The following is an 18,016-nucleotide window of genomic DNA, read 5'->3' on the forward strand; positions in this document are numbered from 1 at the left end:
CTCTCCCCATAACTCGAAAGAATAAAAAATGTCTGCAAACCTGTCTTCAGCATTGGAAACCTTCAAACAGCAGCGCGCTGCCGCCGAAGCGCATTATTTGAAAGCCAACCGTGTGTCGGTATTTTTCAGGGAATACACGGCGGCAGTCGAAACCTTGCTGGCGGCATTGTGGGCAGAGCATTTTCAAAACAGCGCGTTATGCCTGATGGCGACCGGCGGCTTCGGGCGCGGCGAGCTGTATCCTTATTCTGATTTAGATTTGGCAGTCGTGTCGTCTGAAACCGTTTCAGACGACCTTCAGGAAAAAATTGCGGCTTTCGTGCAGGCTTTGTGGGATATGAAACTTTCACCGTCAGTCAAAAGCGGCAGCGTTGACGAACTGTACGAAAGCGTGCGCGATGATATTACGGGGGACACGGCGTTTTTAGAGGCCCGTTTTTTGTTCGGCAACCGCCAAACAGCGGACGAGTTGACGGAAAAAATGAATGCGCAACGCAATGTAGCCGCGTTTATCGAAGCAAAACTGGTGGAGATGGAACACCGCCATGCCAAATCGCAAGGTTCGGGAGCGGTATTGGAGCCGAACATCAAAAGCTGTCCCGGCGGTCTGCGCGACATCCACACCCTGCTTTGGATAGCGAAGGCGCAAGGCTTAGCGGCCAACCTGCCTGCGCTGGTCAAACAAGGCATTCTGACGCGCACCGAAGCCGGCATGCTTTCACACGGCTACCGCCGCCTCGCCCACATCCGCATCCATCTGCATTTAAACGCAAAGCGCGCCGAAGACCGCCTGTTGTTCGATTTGCAGCCGCAAGTCGCCGAAAGCATGGGCTATAAAGGCTTGAATCTCCGCCGTCAAAGCGAAGAACTGATGCGCGTGTTTTACCGCGCGATTAAAACCGTCAAACAATTAAGCGGCATCCTCACGCCCATGCTGCAAAGCCGCGTTTCCTCCACACCGATGCGCGTTACCCTGCGGATTGACGACGACTACATCCAAGTGAACAACCAAATCGCCGCGCGGCACACCGATATTTTTTTCAGACGACCCGAACACATTTTCAAAATCGTTGAAATCATGCAGCAGCGCAACGACATTACCGCGCTCGAACCGCAAACCCTGCGCGCTTGGTGGGGCGCGACGCGCAAAATCAACCGCAGCTTCTACCAAAATCCCGAAAACCGCCGCCGCTTCGCCGGCTTTTTCCGCCGCGGCAACGGACTGACCCAAACCCTGCGCTTTCTCAACCTCTACGGCGTGTTGGGCCGCTACCTGCCCGCGTGGGAAAAAATCGTCGGTCTGCTCCAACATGACCTGTTCCACATCTATCCTGTGGACGACCACATCCTCGCCGTCGTCCGCAACGTCCGCCGCCTTGCCCTAGACATGCACAGCCACGAGCTGCCCTACGCCTCCGCACTGATGCAGTCCTTTGAAAAACAAGACATCCTCTATCTCGCCGCCTTCTTCCACGACATCGCCAAAGGACGCGGCGGCGACCATGCCATACAAGGCATCGCAGACGCACGCCAATTTGCCGCCGACCACTTCCTCACCGAAGAAGAAAGCGACCTGCTTGCCTGGTTGGTCGAAAACCACCTGCTCATGTCCACCGTCGCCCAAAAAGAAGACATCCAAGACCCCGACGTACTCGATGCCTTCTGCAAACGCGTACAAACCCACGAACGCCTCAGCGCACTCTACCTCCTGACCATTTCCGACATACGCGGCACCAATCCCAAACTGTGGAACGCATGGCGCGCCAGCCTGCTGGAAAGCCTGTTCCACGCCGCCGGACGCTACCTCGCAGGCAACGGCGGCAATCCGCACGCCCTCTTCGGCCGCCGCCAACAAGAAGCCGCCGATTTGCTCACCCGCGCCGCCGTCCCCGAAAAACAGCAGAAAAAACTATGGAACGCGCTCGGTTCCGCCTACTTCGCCCGCCATCAGTCCCGCGAAATCCTGTGGCACGCCGCCAACCTCGTACACGACTTTGAAACCCCCATCGTCCGCAGCCGCATCCTGCCCAAAAGCGACAGCTTCCAAGTCATGGTCTTCATGCCCAACGGCCCGCGCCTGTTCGCCCGCCTCTGCCGCATCTTCAGCCGCCACGGCTTCGACATTCTGGCTGCCCGCGCCTTTATCACCGAACACGACTACATCCTCGACACCTTCATCGTGCAAATCCCCTCGCAGCACGCCCCCGAAGACTACCCCGACATCCAAAGCGCGCTCGAAGCCGAACTCAACAGCTTTATCCACGGACACACCGTTGCCGAAACCCAAAGCCGCAGCCGCCGCATCAGCCGCCGCAGCCGCTACATGCCGATTGCGCCGAGCATCACCATCACCCCCGAAGAAGACTACCCCGACTGGTACTCCGTCGAAATCACCGCCGTCAACCGCCCCTTCCTGCTCGCCGACATGGCGGAAGTCTTCTTCGCCCACAACGTCAGCCTACGCTACGCCAAAATCTCCACGCTGGACGAACGCGTCGAAGACAGCTTCATCGTCTTCAGCCCCGATTTGAAAAACCCAAAAACACAGTCGTCGTTGAAACAGGCTTTGTTGGAACAATTGTCGGTGTGACGGTTTGATTTAAAGGAAAAGCAAGAGGTCGTCTGAAAACTTGTTTTCGATTTTCAGACGACCTCTGTTTCTGATTTAAGATGGTTTTAAATAAAAAATTCTGCTTGTCGATGTGAATCCAGCTTAGACAACCGGCAAAGGTTGATACAGTTTCCACCTGTATTTTGAATCTAATATAAATGGTTTCCCTATATATTAAAGGTCGTCTGAAACCCTGTTCCCCGTTTTCAGACGACCTTCTGCTTACTTCATTTTCTTTAAGCCAACAATTTCCGCCAGCGTTTCACTTGGAAGCGTACTTGCTCCGGCGCGGTGCCGCCCAAGTGGTTACGCGCGTTCAGGCTGCCTTCGGGTGTCAGCACGCCGTACACGTCGTCTGAAATCAGGTTGCTGAAGCCTTGCAGGACTTCGAGCGGCAGTTCGCTCAAATCGACGCCCGCTTGGTCGGCATGGCGCACGGCTTGGGCGACGACTTCGTGGCTGTCGCGGAAAGGCATGCCTTTTTTCACCAAGTAATCCGCCAAATCGGTGGCAGTGGCGAAGCCCTGCATCACGGCGGCGCGCATATTGTCGGGTTTGACGGTCACGCCGCGCATCATGTCAGCATAAATCCGCAGCGTGTCGATGAGAGTATCGGCGGTGTCAAACAGCGGCTCTTTGTCTTCCTGATTGTCTTTGTTGTACGCCAAGGGCTGAGATTTCATCAGGGTAATCAAGCCGATAAGGTGTCCGATGACACGGCCGGATTTACCTCGCACGAGTTCGGGCACATCGGGATTTTTCTTCTGCGGCATGATGGACGAACCCGTACAGAAGCGGTCGGCGATGTCGATAAAGCCGAAACGCGGACTCATCCACAAAATCAATTCTTCGGATAAGCGGCTCAGGTGAACCATAATCAGCGAGGCGGCGGCGGTGAACTCGACGGCAAAATCGCGGTCGGATACGGCATCGAGCGAGTTTTGGCAGATTTGTTCAAAGCCCAGCAATTCGGCGGTGATTTCGCGCTGAATCGGATAGGTCGTACCGGCAAGGGCGGCGGCGCCGAGCGGCATACGGTTGACGCGTTTGCGACAGTCGGTCATGCGCTCGAAATCGCGTCCGAGCATTTCGACGTAGGCGAGCATGTGGTGTCCGAAACTGACGGGCTGGGCGACTTGCAGATGGGTGAAACCGGGCATGACGGTTTCAGCATTTTGTTCCGCCAAATCGACCAAAGCCGTTTGCAGGCTTCGAATCAGGTCTTGAATGACGGTAATCTGGTCGCGCAGCCACAGGCGGATGTCGGTGGCAACTTGGTCGTTGCGGCTGCGGCCGGTATGCAGGCGTTTGCCGGCATCGCCGATTTTTTCGGTCAGGCGGCGTTCGATGTTCATGTGGACGTCTTCCAAATCCAGCGACCAAGAAATAGTACCGTCCTTGATTTCTGCTATAATCTCCGCCATTCCCTGACGAATCGCCGCCAAATCTTCTTCACTCAAAACACCTGATTGAACAAGCATTTGCGCGTGAGCCAGCGAACCCTGAATGTCCCACTCGGCAAGCCGTTTGTCGAAATCGATCGAACCGGTGTATTTTTTCACCAGTTCGGAAACAGGCTCGTTAAAACGGCCCGACCAGGTTTTGTCCTTACTCATGGTTTCGTCCTTCAGATAAAATAACAGAGCCAATAAGGCTCGTATAAACGCATTAAAAGAAAACGGTTGGAAATTTTATGTCTATTATACGTCAAATCAACAATACATTCGCCGTCCCGGACCTGCGCAATTCGGCAACAGTCGTGCGCCTTTTGATTATTGTCTTGGGCAGTCTGTTCTTTCTACCCTTGATCAGCGATTCTTCGCTCTCCTATTCCGCAGAGATTTACCATCATTCCCAATGGGTGTTTCCCGTATTGCTGGGGATTTTGGTTAAAGCCTATTTCGTCAATATCTTCACCCCTGCCATCAAAACATCGCCCTACGGCGTCATTATTACCTATTTTTTGAATTTATCGATATTTGCAATCGTCGATTTCTTCATTCTGAAAACACACGGCAGAACACTCTCGCAACATTTCTTCCTGTTCAACCTTTTCCTGCTCGGGCTGATGTATTACGAAGCTTCGCGCCGGAACGGCCTTGCGCCTTCGATTTCCGAAGCCCGCCTCAGCGCGCTGACTGCCCGCATCCGCCCGCATTTCCTGTTCAACAGCCTCAACGCCGCCATCAGCCTCATCCGCCTGCGCCCGTATGATGCGGAAACCCTGCTGGAGAACCTCGCCAACCTCTTCCGCGCCCAACTGCGCGACGGCAGTCAAAGCAGCACTTTAGGACAGGAAATCGAATGGGCGCAGGAATACATCGCCATCGAACAAATCCGCATGGGCCATATGCGCGTGCAAGTGATGTGGCAGCACCAGGCGCCCGATGACGCAGAAACGCCGCACCTCCTGCTCCAACCCCTATTGGAAAACGCGGTCTTCCACGGCGTCGAATCGACCCACCGCCCCGGCATGATTACTGTGTTTACCAAGCTCAACAAATCATCCATCTACATCCGCATCGAAAACCCGTACACCCCGCCCGAAAGCAGCGAAAACGCCAAACCGCACAAAGGCAACTCAATGGCATTGCACAACCTCAAAGAACGCCTGACGCTGATGTACGACAACGATGCCAAAATCCAAAGCCGCCAACTCGACGGCATCTTCCGCGTCGATATCCGCCTGCCTTACCGCAAAAAAGCCTCTGATGTGAACAGACTGTTCGGTTAATACAACCATCCCCCAAAGGTCAAAGGTCGTCTGAAAAGTTTCAGACGACCTCAAACAAACCACCGTCAACCTTATGAAAACCAAAACAATCTTAAAATGGCTTCCCGTGGTTTTGTCCGTCTTGGGCGCATTGGGTTACAGCTCGCGCGATACCGAAATCATCCGCTCCGGCATGCAATTCGCTTCTGCGCTCACAGGCAGCAGCCATCTCGGTATGGAAGCCTTCGGCGCATTATTATCGGAAACCGTCAAATCAGGGTCGTCTGAAAATAATGCACACCAAAGCCGTCCGCACACTCAAAAACGCAATTCCACCACTCCCCATACCTATCGCGGCAAAATCTCCAAAATCCACGACGGCGACACCCTCCACGTTATCGACGAAGACGGCGCGAAACACAAAATCCGCATGGCGTATATCGATGCGCCCGAAATCAATCAGGCATACGGCACACGTTCGCGGGACAACTTGATTGATGCCGCCGACAGCAAAAAGGTGAAGGTACGCGTATTTGAAACAGACCGCTACCAACGCGAAGTCGCGCAAGTTTCCGTCGGGACGACCGATTTGAACCTCATGCAACTCCGCGACGGAGCGGCATGGCATTACGACAGCTACGCCAAAAAACAACAAAGCAAAACCGCCTACACCGACTACGCCGCTGCCCAAAAACAGGCGAAACAAAAACGCAAAGGTTTGTGGAGCGGTAAAAATCCCCAAGCCCCGTGGGACTTCCGTCGCGAAGAGCGCGAAATGCAAAACGGCGGGCACAACGAACGCCGTCAAGAATCAAGCGGACAATGGTTTGGCATTTGGTAACCGGTGGCTCTCAACATTTAATTTTCCAAGTGGAATTTGTTCATAAAGCGGAAGATTCAAGGCGGAAACCGCAACAAGGTTGGATACCTTGCGAGGATTTCCAACGCAACGGAAACTATTGAATCTCGACAGCTCCCAGTATAAAAAAGGTCGTCTGAAAAATATTTTCAGACGACCTTTTCATGTATTCGACAAATTAACGGCATTGCAGCCAAGTCCGTTTGAGATGATCGACATCCGTCACTTTGCAGACATTTCCGGAGCAGCTGACCGAATAATCTACTTTGGTCGGATGCCCCCATTGTTTGAAGCCGGCACGAATTTTGCCGTTGGGCAAGGCAGACACGTTGACCTTGACTTCGGTTTCGGGGTCCTGACTGTTCCATATCGGATCAGTCTCTATACACAAATCCGCCGACCGAGAAGCGGTACGGATGGCTTTTTTCAAAGAAGCATCGGCATATCGGTTCAAAATCTTCACGCCCGATTCATCATCGCGGCTTGCTTCTTGATAAATCTTCTTCACCAAACTGACCTTGGCGGCATTGTCTCCGCTTGCAAAAGAGACAGACGGCACCAGTAACGCAGCGAAAAGTATTGTCGCTATTTTGTTCATATTATGTTTTCCTAAAATCGAATTCTGCCCGACCTACCGTCCAATACCCTATTGAAACCATACTCAGTATTGACTTGGCAGGGTTCTGCCGTAAAAATACAAAAAGAATTATATCCATTGGATATGCTTTTTCAAACCGATTTAAACGTCATCGCCCCATTATCCATCCTATAAAGAGGTCGTCTGAAATGCCTGTCATGCTGATTGTCCGTCCGTCCGCGCGCGCGGGAGATGATGTGCGCACCTGTTCGCAGGCAGGCTGGCGCGCGCGGGTGTTGAGTCCGGTTGAAATCGAGCCGGACGAAGCAGCATTGCGCGGCTTGAAAGAACAGTTTTCCCGTTCGGACGCGGTGTTTTGGGTCAGTCCGACGGCGGTTGAAACCGCTGCGCCGTATGTGGATTTTTCAGACGACCTGAAGGTTCAGGTTGCGGTCGGGCAGGCAAGCGGTCGGGCGTTGGTACGCTGCGGCGCAAAAAATGTTTCTGTGCCGCAAGAAGGCAACGACAGCGAGGCGGTGTTGCGGCTGCCGGTTTGGGATACGCTGCCGCAAGGCGCACGCGTATTGATTGTGCGCGGACGCGGCGGGCGCGATTTTTTGGCGGAGTCGTTAAAGAAAAAAGGCTTTGCAGTGGAAATCGCGGAAGTGTATCTCAGACGACCTAATGAATTGAATTGGCAGGATTTTGATGCCGAATCCATTGATGCCGCCTTTATCGCTTCGGGCGAACTGGTGCGCGGGCTGTTTGCTCAGGTTCCGCCGCAATTTTCCCGATTCTTCGAATCCTTGTTATACTTCACCCATCATCCGCGCATAGCCGACGCGCTTCGCGAGGCGGGTGCGCGCCACATACGGGTCGTCGCTTCTCTGAAAGCGGCACTTTCATCATTTCCTAAGGAGCAAACCGATGAGCCGGTCTGAAGACAATCCATCCGAAGCAAACGAAGCCGGTCGGCCGATTATCGTCGACAGTCAGGGTAACGCGGGGTCGTCTGAAACAGTGGCTCCGAAAAAGGCCAAGCAGCCTAAAACCTCCGAATACGCAGGAACACACATGTCTGAATCTAAAAATCTTCCTCAAAACCAACCCGCCCCCGTCATCATCAAACAATCCGGCGGCAGAGGGCTGGCGGTAGGCGCGCTGGTGCTGGCGCTGCTGGGTTTGGGCGCAAGTGGCTTTTTGTTTGTGCAAGGACAAAACGTCTTGAAAAACCAAGAGCTTTCGTTTAACCAAAAGCTCGATAAAGCCGCCTTGGGCGAATCTGAAAACGCTTTACTCCTGAAAGACCATTTAAACCGCCAAACCGCCATCCAAGCCGAATTGGAGCGCTTGAGCAAAGCCCAAATGGCAAACAGCGAACAAATCCTGTTGACGCAAAAAGCGTATCAGGAGCTGACCAAAGGGCGCGTCAACTGGCTGGTTGACGAAGCGGAAACCATGTTGAACCTCGCCTCGCAGCAACTGCTGCTGTCGGGCAACGTACAAGGCGCGGCGGCGGTGTTGGAACATATCGACGGCCGCCTGAGCCGTTTCGACCAGCCCGAGCTGCTGCCCATCAAACAAGCCGTCAGCCATGATTTGGCGGCATTGAAAAACCGTCCGTATGTCGATATTTCCGGCACGGCGCTGCGCCTTGATCGTTTGGAAACCGCCGTTTCCGGCCTGCCGCTGGTGTTGGACGGCGTATTGCAGCCGGGCGAACAGGCGCAAAGCAACGGCGCATCTTCAGGCTCTTGGTGGCAAAATACTTGGGATAAATCTTTGGTTGCACTGAAAGGGCTGGTGGAAGTCCGCCGACTCGACAATAAAGACGCGATGCTGCTGTCGCCCGAACAGGCGTATTTCGTCCGCGAAAACCTGCGCCTGCGCCTTTTGGATGCGCGTACCGCGCTGATGCAGCACAACGGCGAGGTTTATCAAAGCGATTTGAACTACGTCGAAGCGGCAGTCAAGCAATACTTTGACGACAAATCGCCCGCAACACAGGCATGGCTGAAAGAGTTGTCCGAATTGAAAGCGCTGGATGTACGTATGATTTCAGACGACAGTTTGAAAGCCAGCCTCAGCGCAATCCGCGCCTATCAAGACGGTACGCGCACTCCGGTCGCGCTGCCCGAACCCGTAACAACCGCCGCGTCCGCGCCCCTGCCCTCCGCCGCGTCCGAAGCTGCCGCTCCTCAAACCGCCTCGCAGGTGAATGAAACTGCTTCCGCACCGAAAACCGCACCGGCTCCGAAGGCTGCCCATCCTGCCAAAGCAAGACCCGCTCCTGCGCAGAAACCCACCCCTTCCACCCAAACAGACGCGAAGCCTTTAGAAGCTCCGGCGCTGCCTTCCGAGGCCAAACCGCAAAACATTTCCGAGCCGGAAAAGAAAGCGGCTCCTGAGAAACAAAGCCGCCCTGCCGCCGATGCTGAGACCAAAGGAGGCCGTGCATGAAAGCCGTCGTCTGGATTGTCGTTTTATTCGCCGCAGCAGTCGGTATCGTCCTAACTTCCGGTATTTACACGGGTAATGTCTATATCGTCGTCGGACAAGTCATGATGCGGGTCAACCTGCACGCCTTTATCTTAGGGCTGGTTCTGTTTGTCGTTACCCTGTATTTCCTGATCAAATTCATCGTCGGCCTGATGAACATCCCCGCCCGTATGCAGCGTTTCGGTACGGCGCGCAAAGGCCGTCAGGCAGCCGTTGCTTTGAACAGCGCAGGTTTGGCGTTTTTTGAAGGCCGCTTTGAAAAAGCGGAGCAGGAAGCCGCCAAAGTATTGGAAAACAAAGAAGCCGGCGACAACCGCAATCTCGCGTTGATGCTGGGCGCGCACGCCGCCGACCAAATGGAAAACTTCGAACTGCGCGACCACTACCTGAAAGACATCGAAAAACTGCCGAACAAACAGCAGCTTTCCCGCTATCTGTTGTTGGCAGAGTCCGCACTCGGCCGCCGCGATTATCCGACCGCCCTGCAAAATCTCAACGCCGCCGCGCGCATCCATCCCAACCTGTCCCGCCTCGCCCGCCTGCAACTGCGTTATGCCTTTGACCACGGCGATGCGGAAGACGTGTTGGCGAAATCCGAAAAATTGATGAAAGTCGGCGCGATTAACGATTTTGAAGCGGAACAATACCAAAGCTGGGCATACCGCCGCCTGTTGGCGGAAGCATCAGACGCAGCCGGTCTGAAAACCTGTCTGAAGCGCATTCCCGAAGCACTCAAAGCGGACGAATTGTGTGTCGCCATTGCCGAAAAATACGAGCGTCTCGGACTCTATACCGAAGCCGTCAAATGGGTGCGCCAATACTACCCGCAAAACCGCCGCCCCGAACTTTTGGAAGCCTTCGTCGAAAGCGTCCGCTTCTTCAACGAACGCGGTCAGCAGAAAGCCATCGACCTTGCCGATTCTTGGCTGAAAGACAAACCCGACGACGCGCCGCTCTTGATGTACCTCGGACAGCTTGCCTACGGCCGCAGCCTGTGGGGCAAGGCGCAAAGTTACCTCGAAGCCAGCATCGCCCTGCAACCGAGCATCGCCGCCCGCCTCATGCTGGCACGCGTACTCGACGAAACCGGACAACCGCAAAAAGCTCAGGAACAGCGGAAATTGGTTTTGGAAGCCGTCTCCGATGACGAACGCCACGCGGCGTTGGAGCAGCATAGCTGAGTTTGGGAAACATCTTTATCTATCCCCCTTTTCAGACGACCTTTCATTGCGGAAACCGCCGCAAAGGTCGTCTGAAAACCGTTTTCCTTCCCCGTTTTACAAACAAACCGAAAGCCCCCCACATGACCTCTTTGAAAAACGACACCTTCCTCCGCGCCCTGCTCAAACAGCCCGTCGAATACACGCCGATTTGGATGATGCGTCAGGCGGGGCGTTATCTGCCCGAATACAAAGCCACGCGCGCGAAAGCGGGCAGCTTTCTCGATTTGTGTAAAAACACCGAATTGGCGACCGAAGTCACCATCCAACCTTTAGACCGCTTCGATTTGGACGCGGCGATTCTGTTCTCCGACATCCTGACCGTCCCCGACGCAATGGGCTTGGGACTGTATTTTGCAGAAGGCGAAGGTCCGAAATTCGAACGCGCCTTGCAACACGAAGCCGACATTGCCAAGCTGCAAGTTCCCGATATGGAAAAACTGCAATACGTCTTTGACGCCGTCGGCTCCATCCGCAAAGCATTGGACGGCCGCGTACCGCTTATCGGTTTCTCCGGCAGCCCGTTCACGCTCGCCTGCTATATGGTCGAAGGCGGCAGCAGCAAAGAATTCCGCACCATCAAAACCATGATGTACTCGCGCCCCGATTTGCTGCACAAAATCCTCGACACCAACGCCCAAGCCGTTACCGCCTACCTCAACGCCCAAATCGACGCAGGTGCGCAGGCCGTGCAGATTTTCGACACTTGGGGCGGCGTCCTGAGCGATGCGGCGTTTAAAGAGTTCAGCCTCAAATACATCCGCCAAATCATTGCCGGATTGAAACGCGAAAGCGAAGGCAGGCGCGTTCCCGTTATCGTGTTTGCCAAAGGCGGCGGGCTGTGGCTGGAGGGCATGGCGGAAATCGGTGCAGACGCATTGGGTTTGGACTGGACGTGCAACATCGGCGAAGCACGCCGCCGCGTCGGCAACCAAGTCGCCCTGCAAGGCAACTTCGACCCGTTTGCCCTCTTTGGCACGCCCCAATCCATCCGCTCCGAAGTCGCGCGCATCCTAGCCGACTACGGAAACGGCAGCGGCCATGTCTTCAACCTCGGACACGGCATCAACCAACACGCCGACCCCGAACACGCCAAAATCTTAGTCGATACCGTACACGAACTGTCGCGCCAATATCACGCCTGATTGGGCGTAACGTAAAAGGTCGTCTGAAAACCCAAACTGCCTACCGGTTTGGTTTTCAGACGACCTTTTATATTGGATGAAAAGTAAAAATCAGACATTTTCTATTTAACTGACTGCATATTTACCCAAATCAAATCAGATTGATTTCACATATTTCAAAAGACATGTATGATGATGTTCTTTAAAACAACCTTTCCAATTTCAATAAAATCCATCTTTTTAGGGGCTGTCAACATTTAATTTTCCCAGTGGATTTTTGTTCACAAAGCGGAAGATTCAAGGCGGAAACTGCAACAAGGTTGGACACCTTGAATCTTCCGCTTTGAGGATAAAAAGACACGGAAACTATTGAATGTTGACAACTCCTCTAGGAACACACATATGAACTTTCAAGACTATTTCGTCAATCTGATATTGAGCGGCGTGATGATTATCGGCGCTTATCAGTTTTACTTTTATACCCAGCGCCACCCTTTGCGCAAAGAGATCGTTTGGAATTCCCCGATAGACGAAAAAATCCCTTTCCGCCCGCGTTGGTCGTGGATATACAGCTTCCTTTACTACCCCGCCATCCTCTACCTCAACATCATCGCCACCGACCACCGCCATTTCAACATGATGGCGTTCAGCTTCCTGATGTTGCTGTTTATGCAAATGCTGTTCTTCTGGCTGTTTCCCGTTTCCACCCCGCCGCATTGGCGCAGCATCAATACCGGTAAAACACCGTCCGAATGGTTTTTACAGTTTGTTCAAAAATTCGACCAAGCCAGCAACTGCTTCCCCAGTATGCACGTTTCCGTCGCCATGCTGACCGCCCTGCACGCGCTGCCGACTTTGGGCGCCGCCGCGTTCCTCTTTCCCGTATTGATTGCCCTGTCCTGCATCTTTACCAAACAGCACTACCTGATTGACCTGCCCGCAGGCGCAGCATTGGGCGGCTTTGCCTACTGGCTGTATCTTTTAGTGCTTTGACGCACCCAATCCTAATAAAAAAACCTAAAAGGTCGTCTGAAAACGAGCGAAGCGAGTTTCGTTAAAACGAGCGCAGCGAGTTTCGCTAAAACAAAACTCAAAAGGTCGTCTGAAAACGAAAAACACCCGCTTATCAGTGTCAACTCGTTTTTCAGACGACCTTTGTATATACTCACCATCTGAACCTTACCGCCTCAAACCAGTCAGACTCAAAAATATAGTGGATTAACTTTAAACCAGTACGGCGTTGCCTCGCCTTAGCTCAAAGAGAACGATTCTCTAAGGTGCTGAAGCACCAAGTGAATCGGTTCCGTACTATCTGTACTGTCTGCGGCTTCGTCGCCTTGTCCTGATTTAGTTAATCTACTATACATCCGCTCCCGCCATTCCTCCACCGCCTATCGAACATGACTTTTCTAAAAGACATCACCTGGACAGAAATCTTCATTTTCGCCCACACCTGCGCCGCGCTCGGCTGCGTCTTGCGCGTGTTGTACAAACAAAAAAACATCGGCTCCACGTTTGCCTGGCTGATTATCCTCTTCCTTTTCCCCGTCTTCGGCACCATCGCCTACCTGCTTATCGGCGAGCCGCGGCTCGGCACGGCGCGGGCAAAGCGTACGGACGAGATGAACCGTTTTTATCAAGGTTTCGTCGAAACTTACCTGTCTAACCTTTACCTTGATATCGGCGACAAAGTCAAATCCCGTTATCACGGCATCAGCAAAGTCGCTGCGAGCGGAACGGGACTCGGCGCGACGCGTAACAACGCCATGACGCTGCTGTCCACCACCGATGAAATCATCGACACCATGCTTGCCGACATCCGCTCCGCCCGCCATTCCTGCATGCTCGCCTTCTACATCATCGAACCCGAAGGCAGGATAGAAGAACTGTTAAACGAACTCCTTGCCGCCGCCGACAGAGGTTTGGATTGCGCCATCCTCGCCGACGCCGTCGGCAGCAGCCGCTTTTTCGACAGCGGCTGGGTAGAAACCCTGCGCGAAGCCGGCATAGAAGTCCACGCCTCCTTGCCCGTCGGCGTCTGGCGCACCTTCTTCACCCGCACCGACCTGCGCAACCACCGCAAAATCCTCGTCATTGACAGCAAAATCGGCTACACCGGCAGCTTCAACCTCGCCGATCCCCGCTTCTTCAAAAAAGATTCAGGCGTCGGCGAATGGGTGGACGTCATGATGCGCTGCACCGGCCCGCTGGTACTCGAACTCTCCGCCGTCTTCTTTGCCGACCTCGCCGTCGAAACCGACGAAAACCTCGAAAGCGTGCAGCAATATCTGACGCAGGCGCAAGAGCGCATTCCCGAAATCCTTCCCGAAAAAATGCAGCAGGGCGACATCGTCGCCCAAGTCATCCCCTCCGCGCCAGAACAGGGCAGCCACGTCATTTACGAAACCATCATCAGCGCGATTTACGCCGCTACCAAACAAATTACCATCACCACCCCCTATTTCGTCCCCGACGAACCCCTCCTGATGGCATTGACCATCGCTGCCAAACGCGGCGTCAAAGTTACCCTGATCCTGCCTGCCAAAGTCGATTCCTTCATGGTTCGCTACGCCTCCCGCGCTTACTACCCCATGCTGCTCGACGCAGGCGTCAAAATCGCCATGTTCGAAGGCGGACTGCTGCACGCCAAAACCATGACCATAGACGAAGACTACGCCCTCTTCGGCACGGTCAACATGGACATGCGCAGCTTCTTCCTCAACCTCGAAATCAGCCTCGCCATCTACGACCGCGACATCACCAAACAAATCTGCAACCTCCAACGCGACTACCTCAAAAACAGCAGCTACATCACCGTCAAAGCATGGCAGCAACGCTCCAAATTCCGCGGGCTGATAGAAAACACCGTCCGCCTGATGAGTCCGCTGTTATAGACAGGCTTACCGTTCATACAAGACCAAAGGTCGTCTGAAAAGCTTGGAAACCTTTTCAGACGACCTTTTTTGTTTGGATAACAGTTGTCATCCCGAAGACAGATAGATAATATAAACCGAATATTTTTCATCTCGCCCGCGCCCCGTAAACCAATATTCCCGGACTTGGTGCTTGTAAAATTTGATTCAAAAGGCAAACAACAATGAAAAAGACTTGGAACCATATACTTGAATCGGCGCAACCTGTGGTTGATTTTTTGTCATCAGACAGTTTCTTTTCCCGTCCTTATGACGGCCATCGTGAAAAATTTATCGTTACCGCCTCTCCGGAGGAAGCCAAATATCTTTTAGGTCGCGAATGGGACGAGTGGGAGGAGATTATAGATACTCAGCAATTCTCGGGTCTGGAGGATTTCGATTGGCACTACATTATTGATCGTAAAGTAAGTAATACCAATTGCCTGGGGGCCCTAGATAAGAATTTTCATGGGGCAGATAAAAAGCTCACGATAGAGGGTGTAGTAAACTTTCTCGAAAAAACAATGCCTTATTATATGGAAATTTTATTGGATTGTTACGCCAATAATTATATGCCGGAAATTTGGAAAGATATTTTATATGTTTTCCAGCATAACGGTTTCCCTTGCGGCTGGAAAGGAGATTATCCGGAAGGGAAAATGATCGTTTTTTCCAACGAATAAAGGATGAGAAAACCGTAATCCGTTTGAAATCTTAATTCATGTGTATGGGTGGGTTTGAAAAGGTCGTCTGAAAAAAATTTGAAACCTGTTTCAGACGACCTTTATCATTCGTAACTAGATAAGAGATAAACAACAATGAAAAAGACTTGGAACCAAATACTTGAATCAGCGCAACCCGTGGTTGATTTTTTGTCATCAGACAGTTTCTTTTCCCGTCCTTATGACGGAGATCGTGAAAGATTTATCGTTACAGCCTCTCCGGAGGAAGCCAGATATCTGTTAGGCGACGAATGGGATGAGTGGGAGGAGATTATGGCTACTCAGCAATTCCCAGATTCGGATGATTTCGATTGGCACTACTTGGTTGGTCGTAAATTAATTAATACCAATTGCTTGGGGGCACTAGATAAGGATTTACATGGGGCAGATAAAAAGCTCACGATAGAGGGAGTAGTAAACTTCCTCGAGGAAACAATGCCTTATTATATGGACATTTTATTGAATTGTTACGCCAATAATTATATGCCGGAAATTTGGAAAGATATCTTATATGTTTTCCAGCATAACGGTTTCCCTTGCGGCTGGAAAGGAAATTATCCGGAAGGGAAAATGATCGTTTTTTCTAATGAATATCCAACGAATAAAGGATGAGAGAATTATTTAGAACTTGGGTGATTAAAGCTTAATTCGGGGGCAGTTCCTTCGGCATCATTTCGTTTAATTAATTAGAAATATCAAAATGAATTTTAATAATTTTGAAGAGTTTGAATCTAAGTTAGATAACCTATATGCTAATGAACAATACGACATAGCCGATAGAATCATGGAAAATCAAATAGATAATATTTGCAAACTATCTTCCTTGGAAGAAATTGATCAGTATCTATGGTTTTATGCTTCTGTCGCCGGAGATTGCGAATCTTTCGGTAGATTTCAGCAATTATGTAGACAATTAGTGTCTTTAAACAAGATAAAATCGAGTGATTTAGCCAAATATGAAGAAAAATGTCCTGCTAATAGATGGTTTTAGTTAAGGATAGATTGGCTCAAAACCCAACATTTAAAAAGGTCGTCTGAAAAGCTTGAAATCCGTTTCAGACGACCTCTTAAAACAAACCCTGCTTACAAAGGAAATAACCGCATGAACCCCATCCGCCCCTTCTTAGACCATACTCCGCAAGTCCACGAGTCCTGCCTTATCGATGAAACTTCGGTCATCATCGGCGAAGTGTCGCTTGCCGAAGACGTATCCGTCTGGCCCTATGCCGTTTTGCGCGGCGACGTGAACAGCATCAGCATCGGCGCGCGCAGCAATGTACAGGACGGCAGCGTCTTGCACGTTTCGCACAAAAATGCGGAAAAGCCTGAAGGCTCGCCCCTTGTCATCGGCGAAGACGTTACCGTCGGACACAAAGTCATGCTGCACGGCTGCCGTATCGGCGACCGCGTTTTAATCGGTATGGGAACAATTATTCTGGACGATACCGTCGTCGAAAGCGACGTGATGATAGGCGCAGGCAGCTTGGTGCCGCCGCGCAAACGTTTGGAAAGCGGCTATCTTTATGTCGGCTCGCCCGTCAAGCAAGTCCGCCCGCTGACGGACAAGGAAAAAGAGTTTTTGAAATATTCGGCCGCGCATTATGTGCGGCTGGCAGGACAACACAAGCAATCAAAATAAGCCCTCTGCGACGCCTTATCGCTATAATTGATAGGGCTTTGCTGCCTGCCCCTGATTTTCAGACGCCCCGTCCCGATACCGACCATGAACCCCGAAACCCTGCAAGATTTCCTACATACCCACATCCCTGCGACCGCCCTGCTCGACCTGAGCGTCTTGGAAACCACAGCGGATCAGACCGTACTTTTCTCACCCCACGCCCCCAACCGCAATCATAAAAATACCGCCTTCGGCGGCAGTATCGCATTGGCGGCAACCGTCGGCGGCTGGGCAACGGTCTATCTCCATTGCCCCGAATCGGATGGCAATATCGTCATTCAAGAAGGTACTACCCGCTACCTGCGCCCTGCACGAGGCGACCTGACCATCATCACGCGCAGTCCGCCGGCTGAAGAGTGGCAAAAACTCAAAACCATGTTCGAGCGCCATAAAAAAGGAAAAATCGCCCTGCAAACCGAAATCTATTCGGAAAACGAATTGGCTGCCGTCTTTGACGGACGGTTTGTCGTATTGGGATAAGGTATCGGCTGTTTCATAGACAAAGGTCGTCTGAAATTTTCAGACGACCTTTTTATATCCAGCGGATGCCTGTTCACACCCACAACCACGCCCAAACGCTGCGCCCTTCGCCTTGCAGCAACACCAGCGTGCGGCAGGCGGAGGCTGTGTTCATACATTCCAACCCGATGCCGTGTGCGGCAAGTTCGGCGGCGATTTTCGGATGGAGGAACTGCTGCTTCTCCCCCGTGCCAATAATGATGACTTCGGGCAAATCATCTAAATCTGAGGTCGTCTGAAACAGGTCGGCGGCAGTCAGTTCGGACGGCGTTTGCACGTTCATTGCTTCGATTTTGCCGTTGCGCCAGATGATGGGTGTGGTGTAGGTTTTGCCGCCCGCTTCGATTGCGCCCGCCCGATAAGCGGTCAGGCTTAGGGTTTCATCGGTTTTGTTTTCTTCAATCAGCATTTTCTTCCGTTTCCTTCTCGGCTTCATCCATCTATTGCAAACAGGCTTGCCGCCCTTTCGCCGCGTTCCGTAAAAAAGGTGCAAAATCAGGCAATTTCAGGTAGGATGGGCGACTTTAGCCTGCGTCTTCCGCCATTGCAAAATCAGCATTATAGTGGATTAACTTTAAACCA

Annotated in this window: 17 protein-coding genes; 14 read left to right on the forward strand and 3 right to left on the reverse strand. The window is 52.3% G+C overall.

All coding sequences use genetic code 11. From position 1 onward, the window contains the following. The first annotated feature begins 28 nt into the window (after nucleotides 1–28). A complete protein-coding gene (gene glnD, locus HMPREF1051_RS00660; protein WP_003762906.1) occupies nucleotides 29–2,590 on the forward strand; it encodes a [protein-PII] uridylyltransferase in 2,562 nt (853 codons plus the stop codon). A 257-nt stretch (nucleotides 2,591–2,847) separates the two neighbouring features. Here the strand turns inward: glnD and argH are convergent, their stop codons facing one another. Next, nucleotides 2,848–4,227: an argininosuccinate lyase gene (gene argH, locus HMPREF1051_RS00665; RefSeq protein WP_036490922.1), complete on the reverse strand. Its 1,380-nt coding sequence runs from the start codon at nucleotides 4,225–4,227 to the stop codon at nucleotides 2,848–2,850. Between the two features lie 77 nt (nucleotides 4,228–4,304). Between argH and HMPREF1051_RS00670 the strand changes: the two genes are divergently transcribed. Both HMPREF1051_RS00670 and HMPREF1051_RS00675 read left to right on the forward strand, forming a co-directional pair. Continuing rightward, a complete protein-coding gene (locus tag HMPREF1051_RS00670) occupies nucleotides 4,305–5,345 on the forward strand; it encodes a sensor histidine kinase (protein ID WP_003755259.1) in 1,041 nt (346 codons plus the stop codon). Nucleotides 5,346–5,418: 73 nt separating this feature from the next. Next, on the forward strand, nucleotides 5,419–6,165 hold the full coding sequence (locus HMPREF1051_RS00675; RefSeq protein ID WP_003762945.1) for a thermonuclease family protein: 747 nt from the start codon (nucleotides 5,419–5,421) through the stop codon (nucleotides 6,163–6,165). A 196-nt stretch (nucleotides 6,166–6,361) separates the two neighbouring features. Here HMPREF1051_RS00675 and HMPREF1051_RS00680 read toward each other — a convergent pair whose 3' ends face one another. Beyond that, a complete protein-coding gene (locus HMPREF1051_RS00680; RefSeq protein WP_003762967.1) occupies nucleotides 6,362–6,781 on the reverse strand; it encodes a hypothetical protein in 420 nt (139 codons plus the stop codon). A 188-nt stretch (nucleotides 6,782–6,969) separates the two neighbouring features. Between HMPREF1051_RS00680 and HMPREF1051_RS00685 the strand changes: the two genes are divergently transcribed. From HMPREF1051_RS00685 to HMPREF1051_RS00735, 11 genes are all read left to right on the forward strand, one after another. Continuing rightward, complete coding sequence (locus HMPREF1051_RS00685) at nucleotides 6,970–7,701, forward strand: uroporphyrinogen-III synthase (RefSeq protein WP_036490925.1); 732 nt, start codon at nucleotides 6,970–6,972, stop codon at nucleotides 7,699–7,701. Continuing rightward, on the forward strand, nucleotides 7,688–9,220 hold the full coding sequence (locus HMPREF1051_RS00690) for a uroporphyrinogen-III C-methyltransferase (RefSeq protein WP_003762899.1): 1,533 nt from the start codon (nucleotides 7,688–7,690) through the stop codon (nucleotides 9,218–9,220). The genes HMPREF1051_RS00685 and HMPREF1051_RS00690 overlap by 14 nt, the downstream gene beginning before the upstream one ends. Next, nucleotides 9,217–10,440 carry a heme biosynthesis protein HemY gene (locus HMPREF1051_RS00695; protein ID WP_003763001.1) on the forward strand — a complete coding sequence of 408 codons (1,224 nt, stop codon included), beginning with the start codon at nucleotides 9,217–9,219 and terminating at the stop codon, nucleotides 10,438–10,440. The genes HMPREF1051_RS00690 and HMPREF1051_RS00695 overlap by 4 nt, the downstream gene beginning before the upstream one ends. 122 nt (nucleotides 10,441–10,562) lie before the next feature. Beyond that, entirely contained in the window at nucleotides 10,563–11,624 is a 1,062-nt protein-coding gene (gene hemE / locus HMPREF1051_RS00700) for a uroporphyrinogen decarboxylase (RefSeq protein ID WP_036490964.1), read from the forward strand. 381 nt (nucleotides 11,625–12,005) lie between these two features. Then, entirely contained in the window at nucleotides 12,006–12,596 is a 591-nt protein-coding gene (locus HMPREF1051_RS00705; protein ID WP_003762923.1) for a phosphatase PAP2 family protein, read from the forward strand. A 407-nt stretch (nucleotides 12,597–13,003) separates the two neighbouring features. Continuing rightward, nucleotides 13,004–14,497 carry a cardiolipin synthase gene (gene cls / locus HMPREF1051_RS00710; protein WP_003762911.1) on the forward strand — a complete coding sequence of 498 codons (1,494 nt, stop codon included), beginning with the start codon at nucleotides 13,004–13,006 and terminating at the stop codon, nucleotides 14,495–14,497. Nucleotides 14,498–14,700: 203 nt separating this feature from the next. After that, nucleotides 14,701–15,198, forward strand: a complete 498-nt coding sequence (locus HMPREF1051_RS00715; protein WP_003762953.1) for a hypothetical protein — start codon at nucleotides 14,701–14,703, stop codon at nucleotides 15,196–15,198. Between the two features lie 135 nt (nucleotides 15,199–15,333). After that, nucleotides 15,334–15,849, forward strand: coding sequence for a hypothetical protein (locus HMPREF1051_RS00720; RefSeq protein ID WP_036490928.1), 516 nt, complete (start codon nucleotides 15,334–15,336; stop codon nucleotides 15,847–15,849). Between the two features lie 88 nt (nucleotides 15,850–15,937). Further along, the gene (locus HMPREF1051_RS00725; RefSeq protein WP_036490931.1) at nucleotides 15,938–16,228 is read left to right on the forward strand and encodes a hypothetical protein; all 291 of its coding nucleotides are present in this window, start codon (nucleotides 15,938–15,940) and stop codon (nucleotides 16,226–16,228) included. A gap of 111 nt (nucleotides 16,229–16,339) precedes the next feature. After that, nucleotides 16,340–16,876 carry a gamma carbonic anhydrase family protein gene (locus tag HMPREF1051_RS00730; protein ID WP_003762874.1) on the forward strand — a complete coding sequence of 179 codons (537 nt, stop codon included), beginning with the start codon at nucleotides 16,340–16,342 and terminating at the stop codon, nucleotides 16,874–16,876. An 84-nt stretch (nucleotides 16,877–16,960) separates the two neighbouring features. Continuing rightward, nucleotides 16,961–17,395: a YiiD C-terminal domain-containing protein gene (locus HMPREF1051_RS00735; protein WP_036490934.1), complete on the forward strand. Its 435-nt coding sequence runs from the start codon at nucleotides 16,961–16,963 to the stop codon at nucleotides 17,393–17,395. Between the two features lie 73 nt (nucleotides 17,396–17,468). Here HMPREF1051_RS00735 and HMPREF1051_RS00740 read toward each other — a convergent pair whose 3' ends face one another. After that, nucleotides 17,469–17,843, reverse strand: coding sequence for an Mth938-like domain-containing protein (locus HMPREF1051_RS00740; protein ID WP_003762898.1), 375 nt, complete (start codon nucleotides 17,841–17,843; stop codon nucleotides 17,469–17,471). Between the last annotated feature and the right edge of the window lie 173 nt (nucleotides 17,844–18,016).

The organism is Neisseria sicca VK64 (assembly GCF_000260655.1).
In the GTDB taxonomy this organism is placed as follows: Bacteria; Pseudomonadota; Gammaproteobacteria; order Burkholderiales; family Neisseriaceae; genus Neisseria; species Neisseria sicca_B.

Excerpts from the sequence above, each read along its gene's own strand:
- glnD (WP_003762906.1), top strand. The coding sequence starts at position 29 with ATGTCTGCAAACCTGTCTTCAGCATTGGAAACCTTCAAACAGCAGCGC.
- argH (WP_036490922.1), bottom strand. The coding sequence starts at position 4,227 with ATGAGTAAGGACAAAACCTGGTCGGGCCGTTTTAACGAGCCTGTTTCC.
- HMPREF1051_RS00670 (WP_003755259.1), top strand. The coding sequence starts at position 4,305 with ATGTCTATTATACGTCAAATCAACAATACATTCGCCGTCCCGGACCTG.
- HMPREF1051_RS00675 (WP_003762945.1), top strand. The coding sequence starts at position 5,419 with ATGAAAACCAAAACAATCTTAAAATGGCTTCCCGTGGTTTTGTCCGTC.
- HMPREF1051_RS00680 (WP_003762967.1), bottom strand. The coding sequence starts at position 6,781 with ATGAACAAAATAGCGACAATACTTTTCGCTGCGTTACTGGTGCCGTCT.
- HMPREF1051_RS00685 (WP_036490925.1), top strand. The coding sequence starts at position 6,970 with ATGCCTGTCATGCTGATTGTCCGTCCGTCCGCGCGCGCGGGAGATGAT.
- HMPREF1051_RS00690 (WP_003762899.1), top strand. The coding sequence starts at position 7,688 with ATGAGCCGGTCTGAAGACAATCCATCCGAAGCAAACGAAGCCGGTCGG.
- HMPREF1051_RS00695 (WP_003763001.1), top strand. The coding sequence starts at position 9,217 with ATGAAAGCCGTCGTCTGGATTGTCGTTTTATTCGCCGCAGCAGTCGGT.
- hemE (WP_036490964.1), top strand. The coding sequence starts at position 10,563 with ATGACCTCTTTGAAAAACGACACCTTCCTCCGCGCCCTGCTCAAACAG.
- HMPREF1051_RS00705 (WP_003762923.1), top strand. The coding sequence starts at position 12,006 with ATGAACTTTCAAGACTATTTCGTCAATCTGATATTGAGCGGCGTGATG.
- cls (WP_003762911.1), top strand. The coding sequence starts at position 13,004 with ATGACTTTTCTAAAAGACATCACCTGGACAGAAATCTTCATTTTCGCC.
- HMPREF1051_RS00715 (WP_003762953.1), top strand. The coding sequence starts at position 14,701 with ATGAAAAAGACTTGGAACCATATACTTGAATCGGCGCAACCTGTGGTT.
- HMPREF1051_RS00720 (WP_036490928.1), top strand. The coding sequence starts at position 15,334 with ATGAAAAAGACTTGGAACCAAATACTTGAATCAGCGCAACCCGTGGTT.
- HMPREF1051_RS00725 (WP_036490931.1), top strand. The coding sequence starts at position 15,938 with ATGAATTTTAATAATTTTGAAGAGTTTGAATCTAAGTTAGATAACCTA.
- HMPREF1051_RS00730 (WP_003762874.1), top strand. The coding sequence starts at position 16,340 with ATGAACCCCATCCGCCCCTTCTTAGACCATACTCCGCAAGTCCACGAG.
- HMPREF1051_RS00735 (WP_036490934.1), top strand. The coding sequence starts at position 16,961 with ATGAACCCCGAAACCCTGCAAGATTTCCTACATACCCACATCCCTGCG.
- HMPREF1051_RS00740 (WP_003762898.1), bottom strand. The coding sequence starts at position 17,843 with ATGCTGATTGAAGAAAACAAAACCGATGAAACCCTAAGCCTGACCGCT.